This is a genomic window from Chryseobacterium sp. FR048, assembly GCF_056844665.1.
In genome coordinates this window covers 14,767-27,585 of record NZ_JBXDSE010000017.1, presented here as the reverse complement: position 1 = coordinate 27,585, position 12,819 = coordinate 14,767, and the positions used below count along the sequence as shown (strand labels likewise).

At 38.0% G+C, this 12,819-nt stretch carries 11 protein-coding genes; 7 read left to right on the top strand and 4 right to left on the bottom strand.

All coding sequences use genetic code 11. The features are described 5' to 3' along the window. Window positions 1-421: 421 nt before the first annotated feature. The gene (locus AC106K_RS27495) at window positions 422-1,144 is read left to right on the top strand and encodes a polysaccharide lyase family 7 protein (RefSeq protein WP_482448801.1); all 723 of its coding nucleotides are present in this window, start codon (window positions 422-424) and stop codon (window positions 1,142-1,144) included. Between the two features lie 75 nt (window positions 1,145-1,219). Here the strand turns inward: AC106K_RS27495 and AC106K_RS27490 are convergent, their stop codons facing one another. Continuing rightward, complete coding sequence (locus AC106K_RS27490; protein ID WP_482448800.1) at window positions 1,220-2,245, bottom strand: methyltransferase; 1,026 nt, start codon at window positions 2,243-2,245, stop codon at window positions 1,220-1,222. A gap of 129 nt (window positions 2,246-2,374) precedes the next feature. Beyond that, window positions 2,375-3,166, bottom strand: coding sequence for a hypothetical protein (locus tag AC106K_RS27485; protein ID WP_482448799.1), 792 nt, complete (start codon window positions 3,164-3,166; stop codon window positions 2,375-2,377). A gap of 291 nt (window positions 3,167-3,457) precedes the next feature. Here AC106K_RS27485 and AC106K_RS27480 point away from each other — a divergent pair, with 291 nt between their 5' ends. The 6 genes from AC106K_RS27480 to AC106K_RS27455 all read left to right on the top strand — a co-directional run bounded on the left by AC106K_RS27480 (window position 3,458) and on the right by AC106K_RS27455 (window position 7,216). Next, window positions 3,458-4,051 (top strand): HPP family protein, encoded by a 594-nt coding sequence (locus AC106K_RS27480; protein ID WP_185288574.1) that lies wholly within the window; start codon window positions 3,458-3,460, stop codon window positions 4,049-4,051. A 7-nt stretch (window positions 4,052-4,058) separates the two neighbouring features. Beyond that, entirely contained in the window at window positions 4,059-4,403 is a 345-nt protein-coding gene (locus tag AC106K_RS27475; RefSeq protein ID WP_482448798.1) for a hypothetical protein, read from the top strand. Between the two features lie 29 nt (window positions 4,404-4,432). Next, window positions 4,433-5,341 (top strand): TIGR01777 family oxidoreductase, encoded by a 909-nt coding sequence (locus AC106K_RS27470; RefSeq protein ID WP_482448797.1) that lies wholly within the window; start codon window positions 4,433-4,435, stop codon window positions 5,339-5,341. 25 nt (window positions 5,342-5,366) lie between these two features. Next, on the top strand, window positions 5,367-5,948 hold the full coding sequence (nudK, locus tag AC106K_RS27465; protein WP_482448796.1) for a GDP-mannose pyrophosphatase NudK: 582 nt from the start codon (window positions 5,367-5,369) through the stop codon (window positions 5,946-5,948). Between the two features lie 110 nt (window positions 5,949-6,058). Further along, window positions 6,059-6,517, top strand: a complete 459-nt coding sequence (locus AC106K_RS27460; protein WP_482448795.1) for a DUF2750 domain-containing protein — start codon at window positions 6,059-6,061, stop codon at window positions 6,515-6,517. A gap of 42 nt (window positions 6,518-6,559) precedes the next feature. Beyond that, window positions 6,560-7,216, top strand: coding sequence for a DUF2306 domain-containing protein (locus AC106K_RS27455; protein ID WP_482448794.1), 657 nt, complete (start codon window positions 6,560-6,562; stop codon window positions 7,214-7,216). 723 nt (window positions 7,217-7,939) lie between these two features. On the opposite strand, the gene AC106K_RS27450 is transcribed toward AC106K_RS27455, so the two are convergent. Next, window positions 7,940-10,399: an SEL1-like repeat protein gene (locus AC106K_RS27450; RefSeq protein ID WP_482448793.1), complete on the bottom strand. Its 2,460-nt coding sequence runs from the start codon at window positions 10,397-10,399 to the stop codon at window positions 7,940-7,942. Window positions 10,400-10,419: 20 nt separating this feature from the next. Continuing rightward, window positions 10,420-12,720: a tetratricopeptide repeat protein gene (locus AC106K_RS27445; RefSeq protein ID WP_482448792.1), complete on the bottom strand. Its 2,301-nt coding sequence runs from the start codon at window positions 12,718-12,720 to the stop codon at window positions 10,420-10,422. Window positions 12,721-12,819: the final 99 nt, after the last annotated feature.

Sequence of the window (12,819 nt, the reverse complement as noted above, 5' to 3'; positions counted from 1 at the left end):
GATCTTATGAATCTGTGAGCATTTTTTGGGCTGCGGATACACAAATTCATTTTTGTTTTTAACGCTAAGGTTCGCTAGAAACGTTTCATACTATTGTAAATATTTCGATCGCAAAGGCATTCTATTCAGCAAAACACGCAATAATTTAATAGCTGAGTGTAACGCCGTTGCGAACGAAAAAAATAGATGAATAAAAACTCTTGCGCACTCTGCGTGATCTTATGAATCTGTGAGCATTTTTTTGCCTACGAATGCACGAATAAAAAGAAAAAACATGTGCATTTGTGGCAATTTGAATATCTTTCATTCATCAAGTTTATTTTAACTTATTATAAAAATATTATAAACAGCAGCTTGCATAAAAATTTGTCGTAGAAATTATATAATTTAGTTCTCACCGATCAATTCTAATTCATCAGATATGCAGAATCGTTTTAAAACCATAGCAAAGACAGGCTTGCTTATTCTATGTTCAGGTTTTCTACAGGCCCAAAAGACTTATGCAACTGTTCCTCCCGCTCAATTTGATTTGAGTAAGTTTAATCTTCAGCTTCCTATTGAGAAAAATAATTCAATAACGATCATTAAAGGAGCGGATATTGCCAGGTTTTCTTCGGAAAATTTTTATTTTGCGCCACAGGATAGTAGCATACGTTTTTTTTGTTCTTCAGATGGCAAAACCACTCAGGGTTCGCATTATCCAAGAACTGAATTACGCGAAATCAATGAATGGCATTTTGATGGCCAGCATAGCCTACAGGTAAAAATGGCTGTCTTGCAGCAACCCAGTACCGGAAAAATCATCATTGGCCAGATACACGGCCATTCTAAGGGAACTGAGGCTTTGAAAATCTGGTGGAATAACGGCCAGGTTCAGGTAGGTTTCAAAAAAGAAGTCAATGATAAGGAGCAAAGGGTTACTCTTTTGAAAAATGTTCCTTTGGGCCAGACATTCGATTATAGTATTCGCCAGAACAACTCGGATGTTGAGGTGAAAATAGGCCCACAGACGACGACTTTTCATTTTGGAGACAGCTGGAAATCTGAATTGGTCTATTTTAAAGCAGGAAATTATTTACAGGACAACGGATCTCCGGTTAGCTCAGGGCTTACAGCCATTTATCACATCGAGGTATCAAAATAGCTTATATCAATATTGCTAAAAAATGCCCAATATCCTTATTGAGCACTTTTGCTTTATGATTGAACCTGGTAGATCTTATCTTTTCTCACACTCAATGATGCTCTTTGCTTCTGTACCGATCTGCACAAGTCTGTTGAAATGTAAGCCGGATCTTTGTAAAAGAATTTTAAACTCATTCAACGTTCTTTCTCTTCCGGTAAGGCAAGCCAGCATCACAATATCCAAAAGTTTGGCAATATGAGGTTTATTGAGTGAGTCATCCGGAATCACAGCATCTATGATCAGCAGTTTTGCCCCTTTGGGCATTGCAGCGTAACAGTTTTTTAGAATTTGTACACATTCTTCATCACTCCAGTCATGCATGATCCATTTCATGGTATACAGATCTGCTCCGTTCAAAATTTCCCCGAAAAAGCTTCCTGCAGCTACAAAGCATCTTTCTTTTAAATTTTCCGGAATAAGCTTCACCGTTTTTTCAAGGACATGTGCTTCATCAAAGATAATCCCGGAACTGTAAGGGTTCGCAGTGAGAATACTGTACATCATCGCCCCATTGCCACCTCCTATATCTACAATTTTTTTGTAGGGACTGAAATCGTAATTTTCAATGATTCCCTGCAGCTCTATTCCTGATATTCCGGTCATTCCTCTTCCGAAATTCTCTCCTGCGTCGGGATTATTTTTATAAAATTGCCAAAGATCTATCCCATGAATATGTTCAAAAGGGATTTTTCCGGTCTGAACAGCATATGTGAGATCTCCATAAGCAGGAAAATGCTCATTCATAATGGTAAGAACAAATTCTTTTGCTGTACCGGGCACATCGGTTTGTAATGCGGCTCCAAAATCATTCAATGCAAAAACTCTGTTTTCCAGCTCTTCAAAAATACCTGCACTGCTTAGTGCTCTCATGATTCGGTAAAGTGGCTCTTCCTGAGAGTTTGTTTCCAACGCCAAAATGGAAACTGTTTTGGGACCATCTGCCAGTAGATCTGCAATATTCATTTCTGCTGCAGTTTTTATACAGCCTGTGATCCACAAACCGCCTAGCATTTCAAATATTTTAAAAGTAAATTCGGGCTTAATGGGATGTTTTTTCATGGTTTTTTTGAAATGGTGATATAAAAGTGATTGTTTAGCTTGTAACCTAATAAGATAAGAACAAACCTGATCAGGATTGTTCTTATCTGACATCTGCTAACTAAAAAAAAGCTTTATCAATAAAAAAATTTAATCTTTCGCCTGGGAAATTCTCGTTATACTATCAATAGTGGCATCCAAAGCAGTATCGGATTTTATTTTAATGATATACCCGCTACCAATAGATAGAGGATCTGCTACGCTAACCAGATAAAAAACAAGATTTCCTGAGGTTACCCCATTGGGAGCAACCGCTGTTTGATCTATAGAAAATGTGGAAGGCGGAACCGGATTGGAAAGGTTAATCGTAACAAATGCTACAGAACCATTATTCTTACCGCTATAACTTACAATAACCCGCCACATATGTACCTGCCCTGCAATAGGATTTTCAATAAACCGGCCTGTAGCAGGATTGTATATATCACCAGGAACAGGAGTTCCGACATTTTCCGGCCAGCTGGTTGTAGGCGGAGCAGCAAAATCTGTAACGATATTGATAGGAGTCTGATACACGATATTTTCATAAGTACTCAAAGGAACTCCTCCTGAAGCTTTAAATGCAAAGGAGGGTTTCACTCCTGCACCACTATTCAGTTTTACCACTCCTTCATTAGCCGTTGTAAGTGTTTGTGAAGAAATCACTGTGCTCCATTGGGTACCATCATAATACCTTAATGTTTTAAAATTGGAATCATAGATAATCATACCTGCTACTGGCGTACCTACGTTCGCCGGAGGGTTTGCATTTCTGGGTAATACTACGGCTGAATTACCAGAAGTAACATCTAAAACACCTAATGGCGCTGTTGTATTAATCCCTACTTGCGCAAATGTAAAAGAGGAACAGATCATAAAGATCAATAAATTGGAATTTTTCATGGTTTGTTTTTTTTATTGTGCATATCAAAATTACAAAAAAACACACATAAGTGAAATAAAAATAGATTTATTTACATGAAAACAAGATAGTTGTATTTAAAAAATTAATACAAAAACGAAAAACACCTATTAAACTACTGATCAATACTTGGCTCTCTGAAAGAAAATAGAGACTTACCTCAACGCTATCCATTTGCAAACGGATAAATCTGTATCTTTGTTTGATCTCTTGAAAAAGTGATCTATATTTTACGGAAAATAGAATTATAAAAAATAAAGAAGGCCCACTACATGAAGAAGACAATAAAAAGAACGCTCAGAGTCTCAAAATATGTGATCTACAAAGAAACATTGGTTGATTACAAAGAACATTTCTGGTCATTTTTAGGTGCATTTTTCGGGATTGGAATTATTGCATTTATCCAGTCTCATTCTCTTACAGAAACAGAAAACATATTCCTGATCGGTTCTTTTGGTGCATCCAGCGTTCTTATCTACGGAGCCATCCAAAGTCCACTGGCACAACCCAGAAATCTGGTGGGCGGCCATGTTCTTTCGGCGCTCGTAGGGGTTACAGTCTATCAGTTTGTTCCGGATATTATCTGGCTCTCTGCCCCGCTGGCTGTTGCTTTTTCTATTGTTCTGATGCAATATACCAAGACTTTGCACCCACCGGGAGGCGCTACTGCCCTGATAGCGGTAAGCTCTACCGGAAAGATTCCGGAATTGGGATATTGGTACGTCATCTCCCCTGTTCTTTCAGGGTGTATTATCCTGTTGCTTGTGGCATTATTCTTCAACAATATAACGCCCAACAGAAGTTATCCTACTCACAGCAGGTTCAAAAGGCTGCTCAAGAAAAGACATACCCACCACACAAAATGAAAAAATAATGAACTGTCTTGAATGTGGCGAAAAAATCATCGGAAGGTCTGATAAAAAGTTCTGTAATGATGCCTGCCGGAACGCCTACAACAATAAACAGAACAAGGACTCTACGAATCTGATGCGCAATGTGAATAACAAGCTTCGCAAAAATTACAGAATCCTTATAGAGATCAATACTGACGGCAAAACCAAAATAACGAGATCCAAGCTGGAAAGTTTAGGTTTTGATTTTGATTATTTCACCAATCTGAAGGTTTACAAAAACGGCTCCGAATATAAGTTTATCTACGATTATGGGTATAAACTTCTGGAAGACGATTTTGTGCTGATCGTAAAAAATCAATTGTAACTTCAGCCACCTCACAATAAAAAATAACTATGAAAGAAGTTGTTCTGATCACGGGAGCAAGCGGTATGATCGCCCGCGAGCTTGCAAAGAAAATAGGCCATGAATATGAACTAAGATTCCTGACTCGGAAAAAAGTACGTGCCAACGAGTATGAATGGGACATCAAAAACAAAATAATAGATGAAAAGGCTTTAGAAAATGTCTCTCATATCATTCATCTTGCAGGAGCCAATATTTCGGAAAAACGCTGGACGCCGGAAAGAAAAAAAGAACTGATCTCCAGCAGGGTTGATTCTGCAGCATTGCTACGACATGCATTAATTCAGAAAGAGATGAAGCTCAAGTCTTTTATTTCAGCTTCAGGAATTAATTTTTACGGAACTCATACTACAGAAAAAATATATTCGGAAAACGATCCTCCCGGACAAGATTTCCTCAGCGAGGTTGTGGTACTTTGGGAACGAGCTGCCGATCATTTTAAAGAACAAAATCTTGCAGAAAGGGTGGTAAAAATAAGAACAGCCGTTGTTCTTTCTGAAAAAGAAGGAGCATTGAAGAAGATGATCCCTCCTATTCAGTATTATATAGGGTCTCCATTAGGAAGTGGCAGGCAATATATGCCATGGATTCATATTGAGGACATCTGCTCTATTTATGAATTTGCCTTAAAGAAAACCAATCTGCATGGTGCTTACAACGCGGTTTCACCTCAGCATGCCACCAATACTGAGCTGACCAAAGAAATTGCTGAGGTTCTGAATAAGCCTTTATTCATGCCCAATGTTCCCACTTTTATTTTAAAAATGCTATTTGGCGAGTTGGCAGATGCTATACTGGAAGGTTCAAGGGCATCGTCTCAGAAAATTCAGGATGCGGGATTTCATTTTAAGTTTCCGGATCTGAATAAGGCTTTAAAAGACCTGCTAAATACACAATAATCATCAAAAAAATTTAAACAACAATATGCAAAATCCTAATATTAATATTGTAAAAACAGATATTCTATCAGACAACTGGTATACCTTAAATAAAGTTACTTTTACGGTTCGCAAAAAAGACGGAAGCACAGAAACCCAAAGCAGAGAAGCCTATGACCGAGGAAACGGAGCGGTTATTTTGCTGTATAACAAAACTTCTCATACCGTTATTCTGACCAGACAGTTCAGATTACCTACCTACATCAACGGAAATGCAACAGGAATGCTGATTGAAGCCTGTGCCGGACTTCTAGACAATGATAATCCTGAAGACTGCATCAGAAGAGAAACTGAAGAGGAAACAGGATATAAGATTTCCAAAGCCGAAAAAATATTTGAAGCCTATATGTCTCCAGGTTCTGTAACGGAAATTCTGTACTTTTTCATCGCTGAGTATTCTAATGAAATGAAGATCAATGATGGCGGCGGCCTTGAAGAGGAGGGCGAAAATATTGAAGTTCTGGAACTGCCTTTTGATAAAGCCCTTTCTATGATTGATGCGGGGGAAATAAAGGATGCCAAAACAATTATGCTGTTGCAGCATTTGAGAATTAAAGGAATTTTGTAGGCTGTCTGTAAGATGATAGACTAATAGATGATAGACAATAGACGCCAGATTTCAGACTTAGTTTCGTCGGCAACTCATTACTCATTACTCATTACTCATAATTAAACTCTATGCTTCAGGATCATATTACCATCAAGAACCGCCATCAGGACTTTATCTCCAAAATATGTGAGACAGAGACGGTTTATGCTTTAAAAGATGAAAAAGGCTATGCCACCTCTTACTCCAATGATCTGGAATATGAAGACGGTGAGCCCGTGCAGATCATTTGTTTCTGGTCTGATGCGGCACGGGCAAAATCCTGTGTAGAACGGGAATGGAACCACTATGAGGTCTCTCCTATCCCCCTCAATGAATTTTTAGAAAACTGGTGTCTGGGGATGAACATTGACGGTCTGATCGTTGGGACCAATTTCGACAGCCATCTTTTGGGATATGAAGCTGAACCACTGGAACTGGTTCTTGACATTATTGAAGAGCTGAAAACCCAGGAAAAATCTCTGAAACTGAGAAAGTTTGAAAGCATTGATGATCTGGCAAACCAGGTCAGGGAAGTTTTGGAAGACTGAATATTGGGCCAGATTTAAAATTTTATCATACCTCATCAACCCATGACAAAAGCCTGGAGTATAAAAATCATTAAAATAATTGCGTTTTTTTCCGTATTTATTTTCAGTATCCTGATGCTGAAAACGATTTCCCAATACCTTACTTTTGAAAAAAACGTCGGATTTCTGGCCTTTAAACAAAAAGTGGTCAGTAATCCGTATTGGATGGCATTTTTCTACATCCATATTTTTTCCATAACGCTTTGTCTTATGGCCGGTCTTACTCAGTTTTCGAATCAGTTTCTGAGAGAGAACAGAAGTCTTCACAAGATCATAGGAAAGGTCTATGTTTATAATATTCTTATCATCAATGTCCCTGCATGTCTCGTATTAGGCTTATTTTCTAATGGAGGAATCATCGGGATCACAGGATTTCTGATACAGGATATTCTATGGGCTTACTTTACAATTGTGGCGGTACTTTCTATCAAAAAAGGGAATATCATCGGACACAGGAACTCTATGATTTTAAGCTATGCCGTAACTACTACTGCGATCACCTTCAGGCTTATTAAAAATCTGTTTTTCAATGAAAAGTACCACGATTATGAGCTTTTTTATGGGCTCAATGTATGGTTGGCTCTAGTTATTAATCTTCTGATTGCTTATTTTATCATTAGAAAAAACTCATCTGCTATCGTTCAAAAGAAAGATTCATAATGAAAAGATAGAACGCAGCACATACGATCAGACAAAAGGAAGTGATGAATATCAAAGTATTAAAAAGTACGCTATATTGATGGCCTTTTGTCCATCGTCTGCAAAAACTCATGATCAGATAAGAGATCCCGGCAAAAAAGACCAGAAAAAAGATAGCAAAAGCAGTTAATGAGTCCATCTTATTATTTTTTTGTAAAGCTATTATTTTAAAATTAAAAAAAGGATAAAAACATCATGATCACCTATCAGAAGCTATAAAGTGAGGCTGGTGTTGAAAATAAAATAACCATTAAGAATCCGAAAAATCTTAATGGTTTAAAAAGTTTACACTACTCTATTTCGGTGATGCTTTTCTTCCGGTATGCCTCCTCAGTTCTCAAAAGTCGAAATCCCGGTCTCTCCGGAGATCAAATAAAAATGCTTTTATCTTTGAAAAGAGGCATTTGAAAAGACAATATAGCAACTGATAAATGATACCAGAAAAAATGATAGGATGAATATAATGGTATTAAAAAGGACTTCGTATTTGTGGTTTCGGGTCCATCGGTTACAAAAACGCATGATTACATAAGCGATCCCTGCAAAAACACCTATTATAAAAACGAAGGCTACAAAAAGGAAAAGATAAATCCAGTCAAAATGCATATGATTCTATGTTGATTAAAGTTATTGTTTTAAAATTGGAAAGCGAAAGAAGTTCGTCGTTCTAAATGGTTAAAAAGTTTAAATGTCCATGTCATTCTCTTCACCGAATATTTTCCAGTGCTCATATTTCATGGGATCTGCAAAAATAGGATCTTCTTTGTAATAATACAAAAGTCTTTCCAAGGCATAGGAATACGTGAAATAATTCAGAGCCTTTTCGTAATGCTGAATGGCCTTTTTAGCACTCTGCTTCACGCCTAATCCTTCATCATAGAGAATTCCATAATAAATATGAGAATAAGAGTCTTCATGATCTCTTTTCAAATACCGCAGGAGATTGGCATAGTCATTTTTCCGATAATAGATCTCGGACATATTCTGGGAGTTGGGATACAGTTTTTTTTCTGCTTTTTTATAATACTCCAAAGCAATATCATGATCTTTCAGCAGATAATCGCCATAGAAATAAAGGTTTCCAAGGTTCTGCATGGCCAATCCATTTCCGAGCTCCGCCGCTTTCCGGTAACATTTTAATGCTTTTTTGATGTCCTGAGGGTATCCTATCCCCTCCTGATAATGATAGCCCAGATTATTCCAGGCGTAGGGCTGATCTTTCTGCGCTGATCTTTCATACAGAGCAAGGCCTTTCTCAAGATCGTAAAACTCAGGAACCTCAGTATCGGTATAGATATACCCCAATTCCATCATCATATCTGCATCTCCGCGATCTGATCCTATCTTATAAAGCCTTACAGCGTCTTTAATCTTTCCTTCTTTATGATATTCGGCGGCCATGGACCGTAATGTATCATTATCGAAATGCACTTCATACCCGGAACCTACCCTTTCTTTCCACCGATTATAAAAATTAATGAAATAGGTCTGATCTTTGCCCCGGAGGTTATATTTCTTTTCATACAAAGCTCCCATTCGGGAATCAGGAACCCTGTGTAATACTCTGTTGGTATCAAGGATAAACATTTCCTCTTTTTTGAAAAGGCAGAGCAGCTCTTCGTGATAGTCCAGTCCTTCGCAGATATAATCATATCCCGTACCGGAAGTTCCTGTCTTCTGATCATAATAATACATGCCATCGTGGGTGGTAATACGAAAAGCCTCCTGGCTGCAGATTTCAATTTTACGGTGATCTTTAGACAAAGGCAGCAGCCACTGATCAGCAGCCACATCATACAAACCGATACCTGTATGATCGGAAATAATCATTACATCTTTTATCAGATAGTTGAAATTACTGACCGTTACATTCTCAATCACATGATCGCTCAATCTGTAACCCTTATGTTTTGTATTAAATATAAACCACCGCTGATCTTTTTTATAGGCAAAAGAGGACCAGTCGTCCAGATTGACCATTTTATCGATCCCGGTATCAAGAAGATTGCCGTCTGGTTGTATAATGCAGGACTTTGTCTGGAATTTATTGGGCTTGGCCAGATAATATCCGTCTGAAATACGAGATAAAACATCTTCAGGATATTCTCCCATAAAAATACCTTCCAACGTGTAATAAGCCCGCTTAGACGTCCCTGCCTGCTTACGATAAAGCAAATCAGGATAATCATGATCAAAAGGTGCTTCCGATTCATCGGCAATGATCTGCTTACCGGATATATTCAATACGCGATACTTATTTTCTTTTTTAGCATTGAAAAGTCCATTGTACCATAATAGCTCCAATTCCTCATATTCACAAGGGATGACCATTTGTCCGGTTACTATATCGATTAAGCCTGTTTTGTTATCCTTTTGTACAATTCCATATTCCTTGTTTTCTATGAAAAGGGCATCAAAAGCATCTTCATAAATGCAATCGATCAGCACTTTGCCGTCATTTCTCAGGTATCCGAATTTACCATTCTTCTGTGCTACCGCAATTCCTTCGTCATTAAAAGCAAATATTTCTTCATAAACAGCTGCAGTAACAATATTCCCTTTTTTATTCTTCAGTCCCCAGTGTCCGTTATCTTCAAAAGGTTCAGAAGGATTCTTATACAACTCGTCATTCCAATACCCCAGTCCATAATTGATCCAGTCTGTTTCCAGCAGTGCTAAAAAGGTATCATATCCTCTTCTGGCAAAGAGCTCTTTTTCCAGCCACCCAAGATTCTGCTTAGCCATGGCTTTATCATAGAGTTTGCTTTTTTCTTTGATTTCCAATACCCAGTCTTTCGCCTGATCGCTATGCTTTTCTTCATTCATATTGAAGACATCCCATGCATCCATAACGAAGGTATCATAAGGAAGAGCATCCAGCATCTCAAACATTTTGTTGACGGGTTCATAGTATGCCTTTTTGTAAAGCAGCTGATAATGCTCGCCCAGCAACTGATAGAATGATTTCAGCCTTTGTACTCCATTCACTTTATCAAAGTACAGCAACTTTCCTTTTGACCTTGGATCGCAGGAAAATAAAGGGAGAAACAATTCCGGAATCTCATAATTCCATTCGCCAAGATAATGTGGATATTGTTCCTGGGTTTTTGAATCAACATTATATACGTAAATACGGTGTGCCATATTTTCTTAGTCTTTACTTATTAAAATCCGAATTTGGAGAACAGCCCCGGCTTCTTCCATGAAGCTTTATACTCGTCAGCAACAGGATCATAATCTTCAACTGAACGCACCTGATCCAATATGGCATGGGCTTCTTTTAAATTTCCGGCCTGATACAATACGACAGCTTTAGCCAGTTCAACACTTTCCACAAGATCGTCATATCCCCATTCTTCAGCATTATAGATGGTATTGAATTTTTCCGCAAGCGTTAAAGTCTGATCTTTATTGTTCAGTTTTTCATAGATACGAACTCCATAACTTAACCAAAGTACATATTCCTCCGGATCCATTCCTGCTTCACATTCAGCATCATATTGACTGAACATTGATGCTGCTTCCTGGTAATTCCCCTGAAGAAAATCACTTTTAACGATCATATAAATGGTTTTAACCTTGTCGAAAGCATCTAACAGAAACTCTTTTTTATTTTGAAGGTATCTTTTCGCTGCCACGGCTACTTGTCCATAATTTTCTTCTTCATTATAAATCTGCATCAGGGCAAACTGAGGGTTGGCTTCCTCCGGAAAACGCTCTGCTGCTTGTTCATAATATGATTTTCTGGTATGTAGATCCTGGCTGTCCAGATGTTGATATAAGATTCCTTCCAATATATTTTTACAGGCTGCCAGATCTTTGTATTCGTAATCATCAATTTCAGGATTTTCTATAGTATGCTGATATGCGTAGGTAAGAGCTTCTTCTGCTTCTTTATAAACATCGTTAGCTCCCAATACTTCATAAAGCTGAATCTGGCGTGCTCTGTAGTAAAGATTTTTATAAAAATAGTCCTCTGATTCTCCATAAAGATTGAAATAGGTATTCAGTGCTTTTTCTGCCTCTTCATGGTTTCCTTCAGCCAGCAAAGCATCAATCAATACAAGATGAAGCTCCATAAATTCTGAATAAGTAAGCCCTTCCAAAGCGGTTGTAACAGCTGCCTGACAATCTCCCAATACCAAATATTTAATCGCTAAATTATTACAGCACATTGCTCTGGTATGCAGATCGTTGTGATAGTCACTTTCAAACCGGTCTTCTTCAAAATACTTCCGGAATGCTTCATGTGCCTGTTCATATACTACACGACCCACTTCTGTCCATTTCAGTTTATCGTTTTCGTCCTCCAATGCGTCTATACACTCGTTCAGATAAACCCCTTCGTTGTAAATATCTGCTGGATAATCAGAAAATACAGGGATTTCGGATAAAACCGTCCCATTCAAAAGATATTCCGAGTCTGCTTTCCTTCTCCATGCTGTAGCATTGGATGATAACTGTACTGCTTTTTCCAGCAAAGGAACGGCTTCTGCATAACGTTCAGCCTCATAAAGGTATGTACCTGCAAAATGATACCCGGAAAACAGTTCCGGATGGGAATTGATGACTTCAAGGGCATGATGATAGTAGAAATCCTCAGCAATATTCAGTAATTCAGGATAGTTTCGTTCAATGATCAGCTGATAATAGAATACATCGGGATGATTGTATCCGTTTTTGATCAGTTCTGCAAAACGCTGATGCCATTCTACCAGTTTTTCATGGATATGCAGTGCTGAATTCTCACCTTTTATCGCTTTTAGCATCATCTTCAGTGAAAGATCCGGTGCATTGTTTTCGTAGGCAATATCAGCAAGATTGATAAAATCATATTCATTTCTGCTTACAAACATAGCATGTTCTTTCTCAATAATAGCTGTAAGTTCCTCTCCTGAAACCATTTTTTCACGATCCAGAAGATAAATTTTCTTTATCCAGAACAATGATGTATTTTTATCTCTCAGCTCACGGTTGTCTGCGTTTTCTTTTCGGAAGTAATACATTCCGGCTTCCAGGCTGTTCAACAAAGCTTTATTCTCCTTAAGGGATTCATAGATTTTAACCAGGAAATCATAGCCATATCCTGCATAATCCGGATCCTCCAGCATACGTTCCGCATAGTCTATAAACTCCGCTTTATTTTCCTGGGTGATATGTTTTTTACTCCTGGCTATCTGCATCAGCGCATATTCATTTCCTAAAGGATAATCCAGAATGTTATAAAGTGCTTTCTGATGGTTGGGGTTCAGCTGCAGGATTCTGCGCAGATAAGGAATGACATGGTCTCTGATGGCTTCATAAACAGCTTCATGACCATCATCATAAACGATGTCATGATAAGCCACTGCCATCAAAAATAAAACTTCTTCATCTTCCGGATGGGATAATAAGTGCAATTCTCCTTCTATAATACATTGCTCCAGGTCGCCCCGGTAAAACAGTTGTTCTAAATTGTTGTACATTATACTATTTTGTTCTATAATTCAATCGTTACATTTCCTATCTCTTACAGCAGGATTTGTATGGTGTGGCATGCAAAGTATAAAAAACAAAAGAAAAAA